Genomic DNA, 21376 nt, shown 5'->3' on the forward strand with positions numbered 1-21376 from the left:
GAGGAAAAAGGGCCCCGCGGGAAGCGGGGCCCTGCGGGCTAGGTGGGGTCCAGGCCGTGGCTGCGCAGCCACGACAGTGGGTCTATGGCCGATCCGCCCGCCGGGCGCACCTCGAAGTGCAGGTGCGGGCCGGTGGAGTTGCCCGAGTTGCCGGAGTAGGCGATGGGCTCGCCGGCCTTGACGGTCGTGCCGGAGGCGACGCGGTAGCTGGACAGGTGGCAGTACCAGGTCTCCGTGCCGTCCTTCGCCGTCACGATCAGCATGTTGCCGTAGGCGCTGTTCCACTGGGTGGTGACGGTGCCGTCGGTGGCGGCCAGTACCGGGGTGCCGTAGGCGACCGGGAAGTCGATGCCGGTGTGCACCGACATCCAGTTGATGCCGGCCTGGCCGTAGTAGGCGCTGAGCCCGTGCTGCGCGACCGGCAGCGCGAACTTGGGGCGCAGCCGCTCCTTGAGCGCGGCCTGGGCCGCCGCCCTCTTCTTCTCCAGCTCCTGCTGCGCTTTGAGGTCGATCCGCTCCTGCGTACGGCTCGCCCGGTCGGCGAAGTCGTCGGCACCGGCGGACAGGGTCTGGAGCTGCGAGTCCAGCTTGCTGTTGGCGACCGCGGGCTTGACCGGCTGCGCGTCAGCGGCGGTGGTGGAGGAGGAGGTGTCCTTGGAGTCGTCGGTGAGCGCGCTGACCGAGGCGGCGGCGATCCCCGCGACCCCCATCACACAGGCCGAGGGCACGGCGACGGTCAGCAGCGCCGAGCGCTTGGCGGGCGTACGGCGCCGGGAGCGGGCCGCGCCGCGTGAGCCCGTGCGGGCCGCCGGGACCGGGGTGATCTCCTCCTGGCCGTCCAGCAGCAGGCCGGTCACGGCGGGCAGTTCGCCGGTGCCGTCCGCCTCGTCCGCGGCGGATGGCGGCTCGGTGAAAGCGGTGTCCCCGTACGGCTCTTGCCCGAAGGCCGACGGCGTGGCCGGGCCGTCGGCGGCGTGGGCGCCGACCGCCTCGAACGTCGCGGTGGCCTGCCGGTCGAAGGGTGCGCCGTCCTGCTCGGGTTCGGCCGGCGCGGTCTGCCCGGCGGAGTTCCACTGCGTGGCGTCGTAGGCGCCCGTGTCGAAGGTCTGGGTGTCCCACGCCCACTGCTGGGTGGTGTCGGCGGGGCCCGAGGGACCGTGCTGCTGCCAGGTGCTGGTGTCCCACTGGCCGCTGACATCGTTTCCGGTGGCCTGCGCGGGGATGGTCCAGGCGGTGCTGTCGTAGACACCGGAGTCGTAGGCGCCGACATGCCCGGCCGCGTACGCGTCGTAGGCCGGGAGCTGGCCGGTGCCGGTCTGCCACTGGGCGGTGCCGTAGGCGCCGGTGGTCGGCTCGCTGCCCGGGAGGGTGCCGAAGAGCGGGTCCGCGTGGAAGGCCGTGCTCCCGGAACCGTCGGTAAAACCGGTGGCGTCATAGCCGCCGTACGTGGTGAGGTCGTCGTAGGGGGCTTCCTGCGCTCCGTACGGCGCGTAGTGCCCGGTGGAGGCGTCGGAAGCCGGGGCCGGGGTGGTCATCGTCCCCGACGGGTGACGGTCGTTCACCAACTTCTCTTTCGCCTCGACAACAGGGGCTGCCAGAGCAGTGCGGCGACTGTACCCGGCGGTACCTGGGCGCGACAATCTTCGGACGGTTTCGCGTGGGCCGGAAACGGGCATTCGGCCGTGTTTCGGGGGCTCCCAACGCGACTTTGGCCTTGCGTTCGAAGAATGTTCGATATCGAGCGGTGATTTGTGCCGACTGTGTACGTCCTGTGAGGCGCCCGTGCGCTCCCTCGGCGGGGCTCGGCCGGCCTCAGGCCACCGTCAGGCCGCCGGTGATCCGGTCCCCGGGGTGCGGGGCGTCGAGGACCTCGCGTATGACCGCCGCGACGGCCGGGTGCACGGGCAGGGCGAGATGGCCGATGCCGCTCACCCGGATGTTGTGCGCGTCGAGGTCGGGATGTTCCAGGCAGGCCGACTCCAGCGGGACCATCAGGGAGTCCAGGTCGCTCCAGAAGCTCACGAACCGGGTCCGGCAGCCGGGCGCGGGCCGGGCCAGCTCCTCGATCACCGCCGAGCCCGGCCGCATCTGCCGCACGATCGGATGCGCGTCCGCCAGCGGCGCCACCCGCGTCCCGGAGTGCGGGGTACCGAGCGTGACCAGCGTGCGTACCCGCAGGTCACCGCCGAGGCACTGGACGTAGTAACGCGCGATCAGGCCGCCGAGGCTGTGCCCCACGATGTCGACCCGCGCGCTGCCGGTGCGCTCGCAGATCTCCTCGATGTGCCGGCCGAGCAGCTCGGCCGCGGTGCGTATGTCACAGGTCAGTGGAGAGTAGTTCAGTGACTCGACGCGCTGGCGGCCGTGCTGCGCGAGGGCGCGGCGCAGCAGGACGAACACCGAGCGGTTGTCGATGAAGCCGTGCAGCAGCACGACCGGCGGGGCCGGCCGGACCGGCAGCCGGGCGGTGCCGTCGTCCGGGGCGGGCAGGGCGGCGGAGTGGTGTTCCCGGATCAGGCCGGTCGGATAGAGCAGGAGGTGGCCCGCCAGGATCGCGGCCTCCAGGGCCGTGGCCCGCAGCAGCGTCACGGACAGTCCGGCCAGTCTGCCCGGCCACAGGCGGCGGCAGAGCGGGAGGATTGGCGGCAGTACCCCGGTGACCTTCATTGGCCGACCTCCTGTCGGCACGCGAGGGTCGTCCTCGACCCCCGTGCGCCTCATGTCCCACCATGTGATTTCCCCCTCGCCGCGTGCCGTAAAACTGCCCGGTGCGGGATGCTGGAGATAACGTTCGTTCACTTCGACGATGGCGGGACGCGCCAAAAGTGCGGTACTTGTCGGTACGAACGGAAGCGATCGCTTCCGTGGTCGCTTGATGGAGGCAGTGATGGGTGTGGCAGCCGGTCCGATCCGCGTGGTGGTCGCCAAGCCGGGGCTCGACGGCCACGATCGCGGGGCCAAGGTCATCGCGCGGGCTCTGCGCGACGCCGGTATGGAGGTCATCTACACCGGGCTCCACCAGACGCCGGAGCAGATCGTCGACACCGCCATCCAGGAGGACGCCGACGCGATCGGCCTGTCCATCCTCTCCGGCGCCCACAACACGCTGTTCGCCGCGGTCATCGACCTGCTCAAGGAGCGCGAGGCCGAGGACATCCTCGTCTTCGGCGGCGGCATCATCCCGGAGGAGGACATCGCGCCGCTGAAGGAGAAGGGCGTCGCGGAGATCTTCACCCCGGGGGCGACGACCACGGCGATCGTGGAGTGGGTCCGGGAGAACGTCCGTCAGCCGGCCGCGTCCGGCGGCTGAGCGCCCTCCTCCCGCGGAGCGGCGGGCGGCCTGAGCTCCCGCGTCATCTCCGCCCGCAGCCGCAGCGTGGTGACCAGCCGCTGGAACGCCTCCGCCCAGTACCCGCCGGCGCCCGGCGCGGCGTCCTCCGGCTCGTCGGGTACCGCCAGCAGCGTCTCCAGCCGTGTGGCCTCGGCCGGGTCCAGGCAGCGCTCCGCCAGCCCCATCACCCCGCTGAAGCTCCACGGGTAACTGCCCGCGTCCCGGGCGATGTCCAGGGCGTCCACCACCGCCCGGCCCAGCGGTGGCGCCCACGGCACCGCGCACACGCCGAGCAGCTGGAACGCCTCCGACAGACCGTGCGTGGCGATGAACCCGGCGACCCACGCGGCCCGTTCGTCCGGTCCCAGCGCGGCCAGCAGCTTCGCCCGTTCCGCCAGGGACACCGCGCCCGGCCCGCCCGCCTCCGGTGCCGACGGCGAGCCGAGCAGCGCCCGCGACCACGCGGTGTCCCGCTGCCTGACCGCCGCCCGGCACCAGGCCGCGTGCAGTTCGCCCTGCCAGCCGTCCGCCACCGGAAGCGCCACGATCTCCTCGGGCGTCCGTCCGCCCAGCCGCCGCGGCCAGCTGCCGAGCGGCGCGGACTCCACCAACTGCCCCAGCCACCACGACCGTTCCCCCCGGCCCGCCGGGGGCGTGGCCACCACGCCGTCGCGCTCCATGTCCGCGTCGCATTCCAGCGGCGCCTCCACCACGATCGCCGGCGCGTCCCCGGTACGGTCCAGGGCCACGCACGCCATGGCGCGCACGGCCATCCGCGCGGCGAGCGCGGAGGCCGGCAGCGCCGACAGCAGATCCGCCGCCGTGGCCCGGACGTTGCGGCTGCGGTCGCCCAACGCCCGCTCCAGGAACGGCTCGTCCGCCTCCGACAGGCCCGTGCGCAGCGAGTCGAGGAACATCAGCCGGTCCTCCGCCCGTTCCGTCGCCCACGTCGACGCCAGCAGTTCCCGCCCCCGCGCGGGCGTACGGGAGCGCAGCGCGGCGAGCAGCGCCGCCCGCTCCGCGAACAGCCCCTCCTGCCACAGCCGGTGCACCGCCTCCGCGTCCTCGGTGTCCGGCAGCGCCGACCCGCCGCCGGGGGCCGCGCGCAGGGCGAACCGCCAGTCCGGGTTCAGCCGGGCCAGCCACAGCGCGCGCGGGCCCGCGAAGGCCAGCGCCGCCGGCCGCAGATCGGTGCGGCCACGGGCCGCGTCCAGGAGGGCGGGCAGCGCCTGCGGGGGCGCCGCGTACCCGTGCGCGTTGGCCGTCACCAGCCACTGGGGGAGCAGCTCCATCAGATCCGGGGAGCTGCCCCGCCGCCCGCCGCCCGCCCCGCCGGACCGGTCGGCCAGCAGGGTGGTGAGCCGGCGTGCGGCCGCCGCGGGCAGCGGCGGACGCGGATCGGCGGGCGCCCGCTCGGGCCGGCGCGCCGCCCGTCCGGGGCGCAGCCCGGCCCGCCGCCGTACGGTCGCCACGGCCGCCGCGTCGAGCAGCGCGGCCGGTGCCGTACGGCCGGGCGGGACGTGCGCCGGGGCGCGCCGGTCGGTGCCGAGGAGTGCGGTGGTGACCAGCTCCTCCCAGGTGCCGTCCGGTATCGCCGTGTCCCTGCCGCCCGGTGCCCCGCTCATCGCGCGTCCTCCCCTTCGCCTGCCTGCCCTCGTGTCTGCCTGATGCCGGTCAGCACAGCGGCACCGCCTCGCCCGTCCCCTCCGGCCAGGCCGTGAGCGGGGTGAACCCGCGGTGGCCGCACTCCCCGAAGACGGTGACGGGGGCGCCGCCGGACAGCGCGACCAGCCGCCACAGGCCGGGCCGGGAGCGGACGGACCCGGTCAGCGGCAGGGCCGTGTCCGTGTCGGCGTCGGCCAGCTGCCACCGGTCGCCGTCCGGAACCGGTATCACCCGGTCCAAGGTCACCGGGACCGACTCCAGCCAGGGGTCGTCGCGCAGTGCCTCGCCGTACCGGGCCGCCGCCTCGGCGGTGGTCGTCCCCGGCGGGCGGAACGCGGCCGGAGCCGGCGCGGCGAACCGCTCGCCCAGGGCGGCCCGGGCCCGGCCGCCGTCCGGATAGGCCGTCAGTTCCGCCTCCAGCGCCAGCCCGACCGGCAGGGACAGCTCCGGAGCCCGGCCCGCCGCGCCGTGGGACAGCAGCTGCCGGGTCCGGCCGGAGTCGGCGCCGTGCAGCCATATCCGGCGTGTCGTCAGTTTCGGGTCCACCACGTCGTACTGCGCGAGGACCAGCCAGCGGTCGCGCAGCGGCGGGCCGTCCGGTGCCGTGGGCAGGCCGATCCGGGAGCGGACCGTGGCCGCGAGGGCGTCCGGCAGCCGGTCCCGGCGCAGCCAGCCCTGGTCGAGCAGGTGCAGCAGCGCGCACTCCTCCAGCAGCCGGGCCGGCCAGCCCGCGCCGGACGCCGGGACCGCCCCCAGTTCCCGGACGCGTGCGGCCAGACCCGGCGCCTGGGCGTCGACCATGCGGGCCGCCGTCTCGTCCCACCATCCGTACCCCGCCTGTTCGGCCGTGGCCAGGCCGCCGCGGAGCAGGTCCGCCAGGCGCTGCTCCAGTTCGGTCGCGCCCGCCGTGACCCGCTCGGCCCGGCGCTCGGCCCGCCGCCGGGCCGCCTCCGGATCCGCGGGACCGCCGACCGGACCCCCCTCCTCCCGGGCCTTCTCGGCCTTCTCCCGGCCCCGCCGGCCCGCGAGCCACTGCCCGGCCCACTCCGGCGGCTGCCCGCCGGACGGCACCGCGTCCTCGTCACCCGCCCACAGCAGGAGCAGGCCGAGCGCGTGCTTGCACGGGAACTTACGGCTCGGACAACTGCACTTGTAGCCCGGACCGGCCGCTCCGGCCAGGTCCACCACCGTCTGGTACGGCCTGCTGCCACTGCCCTTGCACAGCCCCCACACCGTCCCCTCTCCGCTCCCGGTCCCGGACCACGGCCCGGCCACCCCGAGCTTGCTCCCCGCCTTGCGTGACGCGGCGTCAGGCGCCAGTGCCAGCACCTGATCCGCGGTCCAGCGCACCCCCTGCTCAGTCATGCCACCGACGGTAGGCCCCGCCACTGACAATCACCCCGGAGAGCGCGTTTGCGCAGGTCACAGCGATTGTCAGTGGCGTGGTGCACGGTGGATGCCAGAACCGAACCGGCCGAGCTGGAGGGGGCCTCAGCCATGATTGTGTCCGTGGAACCGACGACCGCCACACCCCACCGCGACGAGACCACGCAGGCGCTGCGACCGCACGCCGAGCAGGCCTTCGCGGCCGAACTCGCCGCGCTCGCCGCGCAGGACGACCGCCCGCGCCCGGCCCGCTGGAAGCTGTCGCCGTGGGCGGTGGCGACCTATCTGCTCGGCGGTACCCTGCCGGACGGCACGGTGATCACACCCAAGTACGTGGGCCCGCGCCGCATCGTCGAGGTCGCCGTCACCACGCTCGCCACCGACCGCGCCCTGCTCCTGCTCGGCGTCCCCGGCACCGCCAAGACCTGGGTGTCCGAGCACCTGGCCGCCGCCGTCAGCGGGGACTCGACGCTGCTGGTGCAGGGCACGGCCGGCACCCCGGAGGAAGCCATCCGCTACGGCTGGAACTACGCGCGGCTCCTCGCCCACGGCCCGAGCCGTGACGCCCTCGTACCCAGCCCCGTCATGCGGGCCATGGCCGAGGGCATGACGGCCCGGGTGGAGGAGCTGACCCGGATCCCGGCCGACGTGCAGGACACGCTGATCACGATCCTGTCCGAGAAGACCCTGCCCATCCCCGAACTGGGCGAGGAGGTCCAGGCGGTCCGCGGCTTCAACCTCATCGCCACCGCCAACGACCGCGACCGCGGGGTCAACGACCTCTCCAGCGCCCTGCGCCGCCGCTTCAACACCGTGGTGCTGCCGCTGCCCGAGAGCGCCGACGCCGAGGTGGACATCGTCACCCGCCGGGTCGAACAGCTCGGCCGCTCCCTGGACCTGCCCGCCGCGCCCGACGGCATCGAGGAGATCCGCCGGGTCGTCACCGTCTTCCGTGAGCTGCGCGACGGCATCACCGCCGACGGCCGCACGAAACTCAAGTCCCCGAGCGGCACGCTGTCCACGGCGGAGGCCATCTCCGTCGTCACCAACGGCCTCGCCCTCGCCACCCACTTCGGCGACGGCGTACTGCGCCCGGGCGATGTCGCCGCCGGCATCCTCGGCGCCGTCGTCCGCGACCCGGCGGCCGACCGGGTCGTCTGGCAGGAGTACCTGGAGACGGTCGTGCGCGAGCGCGAGGGCTGGACCGACTTCTACCGCGCCTGCCGGGAGGTGAGCGCATGACCGGCGCCCGGGAGAGCACGGCCTACGACGCCGGGCCGCTGCTGCTGGGCGTGCGGCACCACGGGCCCGGTTCCGCGCGCGCGGTACGGGCCGCGCTGGAGGCCGCCCGGCCGGCCGTCGTCCTCATCGAGGGTCCGCCCGAGGCCGACGCGCTGATCCCGCTGGCCGCCGACCCCGGTCTGCGGCCCCCGGTCGCCCTCCTCGCGCACGCCGTGGACGAGCCCGGCCGCTCGGCGTTCTGGCCGTTCGCCGAGTTCAGCCCCGAGTGGGTGGCCATCCGCTGGGCCCTGGACCACGACGTCCCGGCCCGCTTCATCGACCTGCCGGCCACGCACACGCTGGCGTGGGGGGAGGAGGCGGGGGAGTCCGGGTCCGGTGGGCGTGAGGGGGGTGACGACGACCGGGGGGACGGCCCGGACGACCGCGGGCGGGGTGACGACGACCGGGAGCCCGGCGCCGGAGGAAGTGGGGCCGGTTCCGGGGGGAGCGGGTCCGGCGCGGACGGGAACGTGCCGGGTTCCGACGGGAAGGCGGACCGCGGCGGGCCGGGCTCCGGTGAGCACGCGCCCGGTCCCGGCGGCCGCCGGTTCCCACCCGACGACGCCGAGGAGGTCCGGGTCGATCCGCTCGCCGTACTCGCCGGCGCGGCCGGGTACGACGATCCGGAGCGCTGGTGGGAGGACGTCGTCGAGCACCGGGGGCCGGGCGCCGGTGATCCCTTCGCGCCGTTCACGGCGGTGGGGGAGGCCATGGCGGCACTGCGCGAGCGGTACGGCGCCGGCGGGCGCCGGGACCTCGTCCGCGAGGCGCACATGCGGCTGCGGCTGCGGGCGGCGCGCAAGGAGTTCGGGCACGCCGTGGCCGTGGTGTGCGGGGCCTGGCACGTACCCGCGCTGCGGGAGAAGACCACCGTCACCGCCGACCGGGCCCTGCTCCGGGGCCTGCCCAAGGTCAGGACCGACGTGACCTGGGTGCCGTGGACGCACCGCAGGCTGGCCCGGTCCGGCGGGTACGGCGCGGGCATCGACTCGCCCGGCTGGTACGGGCATCTCTTCCAGGCCCCCGACCGGCCGGTGGAGCGGTGGCTGACCAAGGTGGCCGGGCTGCTGCGCGCGGAGGACCGGATCGTGTCCTCCGCGCACGTCATCGAGGCCGTCAGGCTCGCGGAGACGCTGGCCGCGCTGCGCGGGCGCCCGCTGCCCGGCCTCGGCGAGACCACCGACGCCGTCCGCGCGGTGCTCTGCGAAGGCTCGGACGTGCCGCTGGCGCTGGTGCACGACCGGCTGGTGGTCGGAGACGCGCTGGGCGAGGTGCCCGAGTCGGCACCCGCGGTGCCGTTGCAGCGCGACCTGGCCCGGCAGCAGCGCTCGCTGCGGCTCAAGCCCGAGGCGCTGGAGCGCGACCTGGAGCTGGACCTGCGCGGCGACACCGACGCCGGGCGCAGCAGGCTGCTGCACCGGCTGCGGCTGCTCGGCGTCGGCTGGGGCGAGCCGGCCCGGTCCCGGGGCGGCACGGGCACCTTCCGGGAGACCTGGCGGCTGCGCTGGGAACCGGAGTTGTCGGTGCGGGTCGCCGAGGCGGGCGTGTGGGGGACGACCGTACAGGCGGCGGCCCGGGCCAAGGCCGAGGCGGACGCGGCGGCGGCGCGCGTCCTGGCCGACGTGACCGCGCTCGCCGAGCAGTGCCTGCTGGCGGGGCTGCCGGAGGCGCTGCCCGTGGTGATGCGGGTACTCGCCGACCGGGCCGCCCTGGACACGGACGTCGGCCGGCTGGCCCAGGCCCTGCCCGCCCTGGTCCGCTCGCTGCGCTACGGCGATGTGCGGGGCACCGACACCGGGGCGCTGGCCGAGGTCGCCGCGGGACTCGCCGAGCGCGTCTTCGTCGGCCTTCCCCCGGCCTGCGCCGCGCTCGACACGGACGCCGCGGAGGAGATGCGCGCCCACGTGGACGCCGTACACACGGCGGTGGGTCTGCTGGCGGAGAGCCTGGCCGGGACGGGCCCGGCCGACGACACGGACACGGCCGGGCCGACAGCCACCGGTGGGAAGGCCGAGGGGGCCGGGAGCGGTGCCGGTGGCGACAGCGGCGTACCGGCGGACGCAGGCGGCGCATCGACCGGCGCGGGACAGGCCGACGGCGCGTCCACCGGGGGCCGCCCCGCAGACGGAACCCTTGACGAACAAGCCGCCGGTCAGGACGGAGGCGGCCGGACCGCCGACAGAGACGGCCGGACACCGCACGGGTACGGCCAGGACCCCGGCAGGGGTGGCGTGCTTCCCCGGGGTGGGGCGGGGCGGGCGGTCGGTGGGGGGTTGCGGGAGCGCTGGCGGGGGGTGTTGCGGGCGCTGTCGCTGCGGGACACCGTGCCCGGTGTGATCCGGGGGCGGGCCGTGCGGCTGCTGCTGGACGACGGCGCGTTGCGGCCCGAGGAGGCGGCCCGGCTGATGGGGCTCGCGCTGTCGCCGGGGACGCCGCCCGCCGCTGCCGCCGCCTGGATCGAGGGCTTCGCCGGCGGTGGGGGCGGACTGCTGCTGGTCCACGACGAGCGGCTGCTCGGCCTGCTCGACACCTGGCTGACCGGGGTGCCGGCGGACGCCTTCACCGACGTACTGCCGCTGCTGCGGCGCACCTTCGCGGCGTACGAGCCGGGGGTGCGCAGGACGCTCGGCGAACTGGTCCGGCGTGGCCCCGGTGACCGTCCCGGCGGTGCCGCCCAGGCAGCCGCGGTCCCCGGCTTCGCCACCGAACCGGACACCGCGCGTGCCGACGCCGTACTGCCCGTGCTGCGGCTGCTGCTCGGCCTGACGGCGGACGACGGCATGGACACGACGAACACGACGGATACGACCGACACGACCGACACGACGCAGAGCACGGATCAGGAGAGCCTCGCGGGGGTGGGCACATGACGGACACGACGGCCGGACAGACACCGGTATCGGCACCGGCACCGGCACCGGTACAGACGGCCGACCCGGCGCGGGAGCGGCTGCGGCGCTGGCGGCTGGTGCTCGGCGGGGACCAGGCCGACGGCACCGGATACACGCCGACCGGCCGGGACGCGGCGATGGACGGCGCACTGGCCGCGCTCTACGGCAAGTCGGACAAACCGCGGTCCGGCCGGGACCGTTCGGCCGGGCTCGGCGCCTCGGCGCCGTCCGTGGCGCGCTGGCTCGGGGACATCCGCGACTACTTCCCGTCCTCCGTCGTCCAGGTCATGCAGCGCGACGCCATCGACCGGCTCGGCCTGGCCTCCCTGCTGCTGGAGCCGGAGATGCTCCAGGCGGTGGAACCCGACGTGCACCTGGTCGGCACGCTGCTCTCGCTGCACAAGGCGATGCCCGAGACGACCCGGGAGACGGCCCGCGCGGTGGTGCGCACGGTGGTCGAGGAGCTGGAGAAGCGGCTCGCCACCCGCACCCGGGCCACCCTCACCGGCGCCCTGGACCGCAGCGCGCGCGTCCAGCGCCCGCGCCACCACGACATCGACTGGAACCGCACCATCGCGGCCAATCTCAAGCACTACCTGCCGGAGTACCGCACGGTCGTACCCGAGCGGCTGATCGGCTACGGGCGGGCCGCGCGGTCGGTGAAGAAGGAGGTCGTGCTCTGCATCGACCAGTCCGGGTCGATGGCGGCGTCCGTGGTCTACGCGTCGGTGTTCGGCGCGGTCCTCGCCTCCATGCGGTCGATCAGCACCCGGCTCGTCGTCTTCGACACGGCGGTCGTAGACCTCACCGACCAGCTGGACGACCCCGTCGACGTGCTCTTCGGCACCCAGCTCGGCGGCGGAACGGACATCAACCGGGCGCTCGCCTACTGCCAGGAGCGGATCACCCGGCCGGCCGAGACCGTGGTCGTGCTGATCAGCGACCTCTACGAGGGCGGCATCCGCGACGAGATGCTCAAGCGGGTCGCCGCGATGAAGGCGTCCGGGGTGCAGTTCGTGGCGCTGCTCGCGCTGTCGGACGAGGGCGCGCCCGCGTACGACCGGGAGCACGCGGCGGCGCTCGCCGCGCTCGGCGCACCGGCCTTCGCCTGCACCCCCGACCTGTTCCCCGAGGTGATGGCGGCGGCCCTGGAGAAGCGCCCGCTGCCGATACCCGACCCGGCCTGACTCCGGGACGGCACCGTGCCCGCCGTGCCGCGGGCCGGCCGGAGCCGGGCCGGAGCCGTCCGGAGCCGCGGGTCTCACCGGGCCCGTCCCCGCCCGGTGAGACCGCGCAGACCACCCGCGGGCACGCAACCACGCCCATACGACGGCACTGCGTGCCAGTGAACGCGGCATCATGTGACAGGTATCACCGCGCGTGTGTGACCCTCGATTTAGGGAGCCCCCTCAAGCGGCGATAACCTGCGAGACGGACATGCCGCGCGCTCGGACACCGTGTGCGCCTCCCTTGTGACAAGCGGACGTCACGTTGCCCTTCGCGGCACGCCCACGCATCCAACGAACCGCGAGATCACTGATAGGGACGGAAGCGCGTGGACCTGTTCGAGTACCAGGCGAGGGACCTCTTCGCCAAGCACGATGTACCGGTGCTGGCCGGTGAAGTCATCGACACGCCTGAGGCGGCGCGCGAGATCACCGAGCGGCTCGGCGGCAAGTCCGTCGTCAAGGCGCAGGTGAAGGTCGGTGGCCGCGGTAAGGCCGGTGGCGTGAAGCTGGCCGCCACCCCGGACGAGGCCGTCGCCCGCGCGACGGACATCCTCGGCATGGACATCAAGGGCCACACGGTCCACAAGGTCATGATCGCCGAGACCGCTCCGGAGATCGTCGAGGAGTACTACGTCTCCTTCCTCCTCGACCGCGCCAACCGCACCTTCCTCTCCATCGCCTCCGTCGAGGGCGGCATGGAGATCGAGGAGGTGGCGGCCACCCGCCCCGAGGCCGTCGCCAAGACCCCGATCGACGCCATCGACGGTGTGGACGAGGCCAAGGCCCGCGAGATCGTCGAGGCCGCCAAGTTCCCGGCGGAGGTCGCGGACAAGGTCGCGAACGTCCTGGTCAAGCTGTGGGACACCTTCATCAAGTCGGACGCCCTGCTGGTCGAGGTCAACCCGCTGGCCAAGGTCGCCTCCGGTGAGGTCATCGCCCTCGACGGCAAGGTGTCGCTGGACGACAACGCCGAGTTCCGCCACGACTGGGACGAGCTCCACGACAAGGCCGCCGCCAACCCGCTTGAGGCCGCCGCCAAGGAGAAGGGCCTCAACTACGTCAAGCTGGACGGCGAGGTCGGCATCATCGGCAACGGCGCCGGTCTCGTCATGAGCACCCTGGACGTCGTCGCGTACGCCGGTGAGAAGCACGGTGGCGTCAAGCCCGCCAACTTCCTGGACATCGGTGGCGGCGCCTCCGCCCAGGTCATGGCGAACGGCCTGGAGATCATCCTGGGCGACCCGGACGTGAAGTCCGTCTTCGTGAACGTCTTCGGTGGCATCACCGCCTGCGACGAGGTCGCCAACGGCATCGTGCAGGCCCTGAAGCTCCTGGAGGACCGCGGCGAGAAGGTCGAGAAGCCGCTCGTCGTCCGCCTCGACGGCAACAACGCCGAGCTGGGTCGGAAGATCCTCACGGACGCCAACCACCCGCTGGTGCAGCGCGTCGACACCATGGACGGCGCGGCCGACAAGGCCGCCGAGCTGGCCGCCGCCAAGTAAGTACGAGGACGAGGACTCAAACCACCATGGCTATCTGGCTCAACAAGGACAGCAAGGTCATCGTCCAGGGCATGACCGGCGCCACCGGCATGAAGCACACCAAGCTCATGCTCGGTGACGGCACGAACGTCGTGGGCGGCGTGAACCCGCGCAAGGCGGGTCAGACCGTGGACTTCGACGGCACCGAGGTACCCGTCTTCGGCACCGTCAAGGAGGCCATCGAGGCCACCGGCGCCAACGTCTCCGTCATCTTCGTGCCGGAGAAGTTCACCAAGGACGCGGTCGTCGAGGCCATCGACGCCGAGATCCCGCTGGCCGTCGTCATCACCGAGGGCATCGCCGTGCACGACACGGCCGCGTTCTGGGCGTACGCCGGCAAGAAGGGCAACAAGACCCGCATCATCGGCCCGAACTGCCCCGGCATCATCACCCCGGGCCAGTCGAACGTCGGCATCATCCCGGGCGACATCACCAAGCCGGGCCGCATCGGCCTGGTGTCGAAGTCCGGCACGCTGACCTACCAGATGATGTACGAGCTGCGGGACATCGGCTTCACCACCGCCGTCGGCATCGGTGGCGACCCGATCATCGGCACCACCCACATCGACGCCCTGGCCGCGTTCCAGGACGACCCCGAGACCGACCTCATCGTGATGATCGGTGAGATCGGCGGCGACGCCGAGGAGCGTGCCGCGGCGTTCATCAAGGAGAACGTGACGAAGCCGGTCGTCGGTTACGTCGCGGGCTTCACCGCGCCCGAGGGCAAGACCATGGGTCACGCCGGCGCCATCGTCTCCGGCTCCTCCGGCACCGCACAGGCCAAGAAGGAGGCCCTGGAGGCCGCGGGCGTCAAGGTCGGCAAGACCCCGACCGAGACGGCGAAGCTGGCCCGGGAGATCCTCTCGGCCTGAACGGCCTAGCCACCGCCGGCAGGCCCGCCCCCTCGCCCGGGGCGGGCCTGCCGACGTTTACCAGGCGCTGCGCAGGAGCGCGGACCGCTCCCGCCTCCGCGAACGCGCCCCGCCCCCATCCGCCGAACGGCCCCACCCCAAGGCGAGGCCCGATGCGGAAGCCGGCAGCCCCGCCCACGACGGGAGCCCCGGCCCCAACGCGGGACGCTCGGCTCCACGGCCGGACACCCGGCCGCGCCGCCGGCCGGACCAGCCCGCCACCGGTCGGCCGGACCAGCCCCGCGCCACCCGGACGGCCGGACCAGCTCCCCGCCGCCCAGCCGGCCGGTGTTCACCGCGGCTGTGGGAACACTCTCTCCGGGCCGCTGGTCTCCGCCTTTCTCAGTTTCTCCCGTAGGGCTCGCTCCTCCCGTGACAGCGGGCCCATTTCTCCCCCCGCGGGCACGCCGCGCACCGCCTGTGCCGGAGCGACCGGTGGTTCGTAGCGGGTCGGTGCCGTCCGCAGCGTGAGCGTCGTCGCGCCGACGATCGTCACCGTGAAGGCGATGGCCGCCCGGGTCCAGAAGACGTTCCGGCGCTCGGAGCCGGTGCGTACGTGTGTCGGCCGGGCCGCGTTCAGCCGCTCGGCCGACGCCAGTTCGAGCAGCCGGCGGTGGAGTGCGGTGGGATCGGCCAGCTCCGGCAGCCGCGCGGCCACCGCCTCGCGCGCATGGGTCAGCCGGTTGGCGGCGGCCGGGGTGCTCGCCTCCGTCTCCGCCGCCGTCTCCGGAAGGTCGAGCCCCACACCGTCATACAGGACGAGGGTGCGCCGGTATGCCGGCGGCAGGGTGAGCAGCGCGTGCAGCAGTTCCCGGTCGGCCGGGTCGGCGGGCGGGGGTTCCGCGGACCGGTGGCGGGGGCGGAAGCGGTGCCAGGGGGAGAGCGCGCAGTCGTACGCCACCGCCCGCACCCATCCGGCCGGATCCCGGTCCCGGGCCACGTCCGGCCAGCGCTGCCAGGCCAGCTGGAAGGCCCGTTCCACCGCCTCGCGGGCCAGCTCCCGGCGCCCGGTGAGCAGATAGGTCTGGCGTACGAGGGCGGGGGCGCAGAAGGCGTAGAGGGCGTCGAAGGCTTGATCGGGTGTCAACTGCTGCGGCCGGCCGGACGGGACATCGGGCTCCTCGGCCCGTTGCTCCGCTCCGGCGTCCGCGGTGTCCGGGGCGGTCCGCCCGGACGGGTCCTGAGCCGGTGTCAGGGGCCGGGACCGGCGCAGGCGTCGGCGGCTGCCCGACGGTCGCGGGCCGGCAGGGTTCTGCGTCGTCACCATGCACCCTTTCGTACGAAAAAGAACATAAACATATATTGGGCGACACAGCGGGGGTTCGCCCGTTACACCGGGAAAGCGCGTGTCGTTGGGAGCATGGCGTGCGTGATCCGGATGACCGTGCGCCCCTCGTCGTCGTCGCCCGCCCTCTCCCGGCTGCGCGACCGCTCGCCCGGACTCGCCGCGAGCCTGCTGGGCGGAGCCGTCGCGGCCGGCCTGGGTCTCGGCGTCATGGCGGTCCTCGTCATGGTGCTGTGGGTCAGCTCGCCGTACCCCGACAGCGGACCGGCCGGTGCCCTGCATGTCACCGCCGCCCTGTGGCTGCTCGCGCACGGCGTCGAACTGGTCCGCACCGACACGCTGTCCGGCGCCCCCATGCCCGTCGGCGTCACCCCGCTACTGCTGCTCGCCTTGCCGGTGTGGCTGCTGTACCGGGCGGCGCGGGAGGCCACCGACGCGTCCGCCGAACCGGACGGCCCGCCGCCGGTGCCCGCGCGCACGGCGTGGACCGGCGTGGTCCTCGGCTACCTGGGGGTCGGCGTCGCCGCGGCGCTGTACTGCTCCGGCGGCGAACTGCGTCCCCACTGGGGCTGGCTGACGGTATGTCTTCCGGCCGTGGTGGCGAGCGCGGCCGGTGCCGGGGTGTGGTCGGGCCACGGCTGCCCGCCCGAGCCCCTGCTGCGCGTGCTCGCGGTGCTGCCGGAACGGGTGCGACGGCCGGTGTTCGGCACGGACGAGCCGGCCCGGCTGGGCGCGGCGGTACGGGCCGCCGGCGCCGCCACCGCGGTGCTCCTCGGCGGCGGCGCCGTGCTGGCCGGGGTGTCGCTGGTGTGGCACGGCGCGGCGGCGCGGACGTCCTTCCTCCAGCTGACGGAGGGCTGGACGGGCCGGTTCGCCGTGCTGCTGCTCGGCGTCGCGCTGATCCCCAACGCCGCGCTGTGGGCCGCCTCCTACGCCCTCGGCCCCGGGTTCGCCCTCGGCGCCGGACACGTGGTCGACCCGTTCGCGTCCGACCCCGCCCCGCTGCTGCCGCCGTTCCCGCTGCTGGCCGCGGTGCCGGAACCGGGTGCCGGTACGCCGCAGCACTGGGTGGTGGGGCTGGTGCCGGCGGTGGCCGGGATGACGGCGGGGTGGTTCGTGGCGCGGGCGGCGGTACCGCCACCGGGGCCCGGGGAGCCGGCCCGGGCCCGCTGGTCGGCCGGCCGGACCGCCGGGGTGGTGCTGTTGACGGCGGTGGTCTGCGCGGCGGCCGTAGCCCTGCTCACCGCGCTGGCCGGCGGTCCGCTGGGCGTGGCCGCGCTGTCCCGGTTCGGCCCGCTGTGGGCGCGCGCCGGGGGAGCGGCCGGGCTCTGGACGCCGGTGTTCGCGCTGCCGGTGGCGCTGACCGTCCGCGGCTGGCGGCTGCTGCGCGGCCGGCATCCGCGTTCCGGCGAAGGCCCGGCGCAGGGCGCGGAGGCGGAGGCGGGGGCGGGGAGTACGGCGCCGAAGGGGATGGAGGCGCGGAGTACGGCGCCGGAGCGGGCGGAGGCACGGGGTACGGCGTCGAAGGGGGAGGAGGCACGGGGCGCCGCGCCGGAGGGGGTGCAAGGGGAGGAGGAGAAGGACGGAGCCGAGACGGCGGCCGTGGCGCCCCCGGCCTCGGCGGGGACGGGGGCGGCGGCCGGAGGGAAACCGGATTCGGGCCGGACGTCGGATCCGGGCCGGACGCCGGACCCGGGCCGGACACCGGACCCGGGCCGGACACCGGACCCGGGCCGGACACCGGACCCGGGAACGGGCGCTGCCGGGACGCAGGCTCGGGCCGACACGGGGCCGGCACCGGCCGACCGTGGGGACGGCGCCGGCGCCGGGCGGTGGGGCTGGGGCAGGAGGAAAGCGTCCGGGCGGGCGCAGGCCGCGGCCGAGGTCGCCGAGGAGGACCTCTACGACTTCCTTCCGGCCGAGGACCCGTTCCCCACGCCGTTCACCGAGTCCCGCGCCGGGGACTGGCACGACGACGTGTCCCGCGCCTCCCGCTGGTCGGCCCTGAGGCAGGCCGCGTCCGGTCCCGCCCCCACACCGGCCACCGACCCGCGCCTCACCGACCCGCCCCTCGCCGGGCAGCCCCCTGCCGAGCCACCCCTCGCCCAGCAGTGGCAGGCCGCGTCCGGTCCCGCCCCCACACCGGCCACCGACCCGCGCCTCACCGACTCACCCCTCGCCGGGCAGCCCCGCGCCGGGCAACCCCCCGCCGAGTCGTCACCTGCCGAGCCACCCCTCGCCCAGCAGTCATCCGCCGAGCGGTCTTCCCCCGGACAGCCGCCCGCCGGTCATAAACCGCCGGTGCCCCGTCCCGGCGGCTCCTCTGGGTGAGCGGCGCCGGGCGGTAAGCGGACTCAGCCGTTCTGGTCGCCCAGTACGCCCCGCAGTTCGCGCGGCAGCAGGGTCTCGCAGGACTGCTTGGCCTCGTGGGTGAGGGCGTCGCCGACGCAGGTGTAGTAGTCGCGGTAGACCAGCTGGACGGTGAACGTCGAGGCCACCAGGACCAATGCCAGGGACGCCGTGACCAGGCCGCCGATCGCCGCCGTCGTATGGGGCCGGCCGGGCGGCGCCGCCGGGGCGTCCGGGGTCTGGCCGCGCGGCTTGGCGCGCAGCGCGCTGCTGCCCCAGTACAGGGACAGCGCCCCCAGCAGCAGGGCCACGTACGGCCAGCTGAACAGGACGAAGAAGACGGCCCACATGCCGGAGAGCAGGGCGTACCGCGCGCGGCGCTGGGCCGGGTCCCTCGGGTCCCAGCGCATGCCGGGGCCGGTCGGTCCGCCGGGCCGCTGCGGTCCGCCGCCCGGCCGCTCGCCGAAGCCGTCGGGGGAGCGGCCGGGCTGCCGGTCACTCCACTGACTGCCCCAGGGCGCCCCGCCCCCGGGCCCCGGCCCCTGACCCGGGGCGCCCTGTCCCTGTCCCTGACCGGAACCCTGTCCCTGACCGGAACCCTGACCCGCGCCGGGGCCTCCCCACTGACCGGACCCGGGGCCCTGCCCCGCGCCGGCCTCCGGCCACGGGGCGTACCCGTGCCCCTGATCCCGCTGTCCCGCGCCGGGGCCCTGCCCCGGCCCGTACCCGGGGCCGTCCGCGTCCCCGGGATTCCCCGGGTTCCGGGGCCGCCAGGGCCGGTCCGGAGTGCCCTCCGGCGGCGGCGCGAACGGATTGTCGTCCTGCCGCTCGCCACCCTGTCCGTAGCCACCCTGCCCGGATCCGCCCTGCCCCGAGCCGCCGTGTCCGGAGCCGTCGCCCCCGCCTCCCGGGGTGCGGGCCGGCGGCGAGGACGGGCGCTCGCGCAGCAGTGCGGCGCCCCGCTCGCCTCCCTGGGCCGGGCGCGGCGGGAACGTGAGGTGTCGCAGGCTGCGATCGGGCATCAAAAGAGCGTCTTCCCCTAGGTGACTACGGCGGTTCCGTCGTGAGCTTCCTCTCCCAGAACGCACCGCACGACGACCGCGTTCCCGAGGTTGCTCTTTCGTGATTCCCCGCGAACGCTACCGTCCGGCCGGCCACCCGTCCCGAGGGGCCCGTCCGGACTGCCGGTATCGTTGCTGACGGCCGGCCGCTTCGTAGACTTCCCCGTATCCGGGGGCGTGAAGCATTCGTACGACCGTACAAACCGGCCGAACGTGAATCGCAACCCGAGAAAGGGCCCCATCGTGGCCGCCACCTCCGCCGGCCCGGCAGTCAAGCGCCTCGTCGTGCTGGTCTCCGGCTCCGGCACCAACTTGCAGGCGCTGCTGGACGAGATCGCCGCCGTCGGCCCCGAGGCGTACGGCGCCCGGGTCGTGGCCGTGGGCGCCGACCGGGACGGCATCGAGGGGCTGGCCCGGGCCGAGCGCGCCGGCATCGCCACCTTCGTGCGGAAGGTCAAGGACTACGGCACCCGCGAGGAGTGGGACGCCGCCCTCGCCGAGGCCGTCGCCGCCCACGAGCCCGACCTCGTGGTCTCCGCCGGGTTCATGAAGATCGTCGGCAAGGAGTTCCTGGCCCGGTTCGGCGGACGCTTCGTCAACACCCACCCCGCCCTGCTCCCCAGTTTTCCCGGCGCCCACGGCGTCCGCGACGCGCTCGCGTACGGCGCCAAGGTGACCGGCTGCACCGTCCACTTCGTTGACGACGGCGTCGACACCGGGCCGATCATCGCCCAGGGCGTGGTCGAGATCCGGGACGAGGACGACGAGAGCGCGCTGCACGAGCGCATCAAGGAAGTCGAGCGAAGGCTGCTCGTAGAGGTCGTGGGACGGCTTGCCCGCCACGGCTATCGCATTGAGGGACGAAAGGTAGTTATCCAGTGACCGCCGAGAGCAACGCCAAGCGGGCCATCCGCCGTGCGCTTGTCAGCGTCTATGACAAGACCGGGCTCGAAGAGCTGGCCCGCGGGCTGCACGAGGCCGGTGTGGAGCTGGTCTCCACCGGCTCCACGGCCGGCCGGATCGCCGCCGCCGGCGTCCCCGTCACCAAGGTCGAGGAGCTCACCGGCTTCCCCGAGTGCCTGGACGGCCGGGTGAAGACCCTGCACCCCAAGGTGCACGCGGGCATCCTCGCCGACCTGCGCCTGGACAGCCACCGTGAGCAGCTCGCCGAGCTGGGCGTGGAGCCGTTCGACCTGGTCGTGGTGAACCTCTACCCGTTCCGCGAGACCGTCGCCTCCGGCGCGTCGCCCGACGAGTGCGTGGAGCAGATCGACATCGGCGGCCCCTCGATGGTCCGCGCCGCCGCCAAGAACCACCCGTCCGTGGCCGTGGTCACCAGCCCGGAGCGGTACGCCGACGTCCTCGCCGCGGTCAAGGACGGCGGCTTCGACCTCACCGCGCGCAAGCGGCTGGCCGCCGAGGCGTTCCGGCACACCGCGGAGTACGACCTCGCCGTCTCCTCCTGGTTCGCCACGTCCTACGCCCCCGTCGACGACTCCGGCTTCCCGGACTTCCTGGGCGCCGCCTACACGCGCAAGAACACCCTGCGCTACGGCGAGAACCCGCACCAGGACGCCGCTCTCTACGTCGACGGCACCGGCGGCCTGGCCGAGGCCGAGCAGCTGCACGGCAAGGAGATGTCGTACAACAACTACACGGACACGGACGCCGCCCGCCGTGCCGCGTACGACCACGACGAGCCGTGCGTCGCGATCATCAAGCACGCCAACCCGTGCGGCATCGCGGTCGGCGCGGACGTCGCCGAGGCGCACCGCAAGGCGCACGCCTGCGACCCGCTGTCCGCGTTCGGCGGTGTGATCGCGGTGAACCGGCCGGTCAGCAAGGAGATGGCCGAGCAGGTCGCCGAGATCTTCACCGAGGTCATCGTCGCCCCGGACTACGAGGAGGGCGCGCTGGAGGCCCTCACCAAGAAGAAGAACATCCGCGTGCTGCGCTGCCCCGCCGGCCCGGCCCAGAGCATCGAGGTCAAGCCGGTCGACGGCGGTGCGCTGCTCCAGGTCGCCGACCGGCTCCAGGCCGACGGCGACGACCCCGCCACCTGGACGCTGGCCAGCGGTGAGGCGCTCTCCGCCGAGGAGCTGAAGGAACTCGCCTTCGCCTGGAAGGCCTGCCGCGCGGTGAAGTCCAACGCGATCCTGCTCGCCAAGGACGGCGCCTCGGTCGGCGTCGGCATGGGCCAGGTCAACCGCGTCGACTCCTGCAAGCTGGCCGTCGAGCGGGCCGGCGAGGAGCGGGCCCGGGGCGCCTACGCGGCCTCGGATGCCTTCTTCCCCTTCCCCGACGGTCCGCAGATCCTGATCGACGCCGGGGTCCGGGCGATCGTCCAGCCGGGCGGCTCGATCCGGGACGAGCAGGTCGTGGAGGCCGCCAAGAAGGCGGGCGTGACGATGTACTTCACGGGCACGCGCCACTTCTTCCACTGAGC

The 21376-nt window shown here is 74.4% G+C and carries 15 protein-coding genes; 9 read left to right on the top strand and 6 right to left on the bottom strand.

Translation table 11 applies throughout. The annotated features are described in order from the left end of the window. Window positions 1-38: 38 nt before the first annotated feature. On the bottom strand, window positions 39-1562 hold the full coding sequence (locus ABD350_RS22110) for a peptidoglycan DD-metalloendopeptidase family protein (protein ID WP_344349965.1): 1524 nt from the start codon (window positions 1560-1562) through the stop codon (window positions 39-41). Window positions 1563-1812: 250 nt separating this feature from the next. Further along, window positions 1813-2667: an esterase/lipase family protein gene (locus ABD350_RS22115; protein WP_344349966.1), complete on the bottom strand. Its 855-nt coding sequence runs from the start codon at window positions 2665-2667 to the stop codon at window positions 1813-1815. Between the two features lie 220 nt (window positions 2668-2887). Here ABD350_RS22115 and icmB point away from each other — a divergent pair, with 220 nt between their 5' ends. Continuing rightward, a complete protein-coding gene (gene icmB / locus ABD350_RS22120) occupies window positions 2888-3310 on the top strand; it encodes a coenzyme B12-dependent isobutyryl CoA mutase small subunit (RefSeq protein ID WP_344349967.1) in 423 nt (140 codons plus the stop codon). Here the strand turns inward: icmB and ABD350_RS22125 are convergent. Together ABD350_RS22125 and ABD350_RS22130 are read right to left on the bottom strand one after the other, a co-directional pair. Then, a complete protein-coding gene (locus ABD350_RS22125; protein WP_344349968.1) occupies window positions 3286-4956 on the bottom strand; it encodes a DUF5691 domain-containing protein in 1671 nt (556 codons plus the stop codon). The genes icmB and ABD350_RS22125 overlap by 25 nt on opposite strands. A 49-nt stretch (window positions 4957-5005) precedes the next feature. Further along, window positions 5006-6361: an SWIM zinc finger family protein gene (locus ABD350_RS22130; protein ID WP_344349969.1), complete on the bottom strand. Its 1356-nt coding sequence runs from the start codon at window positions 6359-6361 to the stop codon at window positions 5006-5008. 132 nt (window positions 6362-6493) lie between these two features. Here ABD350_RS22130 and ABD350_RS22135 point away from each other — a divergent pair, with 132 nt between their 5' ends. The 5 genes from ABD350_RS22135 to sucD all read left to right on the top strand — a co-directional run bounded on the left by ABD350_RS22135 (window position 6494) and on the right by sucD (window position 14196). Continuing rightward, window positions 6494-7624: an ATP-binding protein gene (locus ABD350_RS22135; protein WP_344349970.1), complete on the top strand. Its 1131-nt coding sequence runs from the start codon at window positions 6494-6496 to the stop codon at window positions 7622-7624. Next, on the top strand, window positions 7621-10533 hold the full coding sequence (locus ABD350_RS22140; RefSeq protein WP_344349971.1) for a DUF5682 family protein: 2913 nt from the start codon (window positions 7621-7623) through the stop codon (window positions 10531-10533). The genes ABD350_RS22135 and ABD350_RS22140 overlap by 4 nt, the downstream gene beginning before the upstream one ends. After that, window positions 10530-11741 carry a VWA domain-containing protein gene (locus tag ABD350_RS22145; protein ID WP_344349972.1) on the top strand — a complete coding sequence of 404 codons (1212 nt, stop codon included), beginning with the start codon at window positions 10530-10532 and terminating at the stop codon, window positions 11739-11741. Before ABD350_RS22140 ends, ABD350_RS22145 begins: the two co-directional genes overlap by 4 nt. A 368-nt stretch (window positions 11742-12109) precedes the next feature. Next, window positions 12110-13285 carry an ADP-forming succinate--CoA ligase subunit beta gene (gene sucC, locus ABD350_RS22150; RefSeq protein ID WP_344349973.1) on the top strand — a complete coding sequence of 392 codons (1176 nt, stop codon included), beginning with the start codon at window positions 12110-12112 and terminating at the stop codon, window positions 13283-13285. 26 nt (window positions 13286-13311) lie between these two features. Next, the gene (gene sucD, locus ABD350_RS22155) at window positions 13312-14196 is read left to right on the top strand and encodes a succinate--CoA ligase subunit alpha (protein ID WP_030600937.1); all 885 of its coding nucleotides are present in this window, start codon (window positions 13312-13314) and stop codon (window positions 14194-14196) included. A 331-nt stretch (window positions 14197-14527) separates the two neighbouring features. On the opposite strand, the gene ABD350_RS22160 is transcribed toward sucD, so the two are convergent. Then, window positions 14528-15502, bottom strand: coding sequence for an RNA polymerase sigma factor (locus ABD350_RS22160; protein ID WP_344349974.1), 975 nt, complete (start codon window positions 15500-15502; stop codon window positions 14528-14530). 93 nt (window positions 15503-15595) lie between these two features. Here ABD350_RS22160 and ABD350_RS22165 point away from each other — a divergent pair, with 93 nt between their 5' ends. Continuing rightward, the gene (locus ABD350_RS22165; protein ID WP_382466902.1) at window positions 15596-17851 is read left to right on the top strand and encodes a cell division protein PerM; all 2256 of its coding nucleotides are present in this window, start codon (window positions 15596-15598) and stop codon (window positions 17849-17851) included. Between the two features lie 23 nt (window positions 17852-17874). On the opposite strand, the gene ABD350_RS22170 is transcribed toward ABD350_RS22165, so the two are convergent. Continuing rightward, on the bottom strand, window positions 17875-18891 hold the full coding sequence (locus ABD350_RS22170; RefSeq protein WP_344349975.1) for a COX15/CtaA family protein: 1017 nt from the start codon (window positions 18889-18891) through the stop codon (window positions 17875-17877). A gap of 282 nt (window positions 18892-19173) precedes the next feature. Between ABD350_RS22170 and purN the strand changes: the two genes are divergently transcribed. Together purN and purH are read left to right on the top strand one after the other, a co-directional pair. Continuing rightward, window positions 19174-19812 carry a phosphoribosylglycinamide formyltransferase gene (gene purN, locus ABD350_RS22175; protein ID WP_344349976.1) on the top strand — a complete coding sequence of 213 codons (639 nt, stop codon included), beginning with the start codon at window positions 19174-19176 and terminating at the stop codon, window positions 19810-19812. Next, entirely contained in the window at window positions 19809-21374 is a 1566-nt protein-coding gene (gene purH / locus ABD350_RS22180; protein ID WP_344349977.1) for a bifunctional phosphoribosylaminoimidazolecarboxamide formyltransferase/IMP cyclohydrolase, read from the top strand. Before purN ends, purH begins: the two co-directional genes overlap by 4 nt. Window positions 21375-21376 lie beyond the last annotated feature (2 nt).

It is taken from the genome of Streptomyces nogalater, assembly GCF_039532885.1.
Classification (GTDB): Bacteria; Actinomycetota; Actinomycetes; order Streptomycetales; family Streptomycetaceae; genus Streptomyces; species Streptomyces nogalater.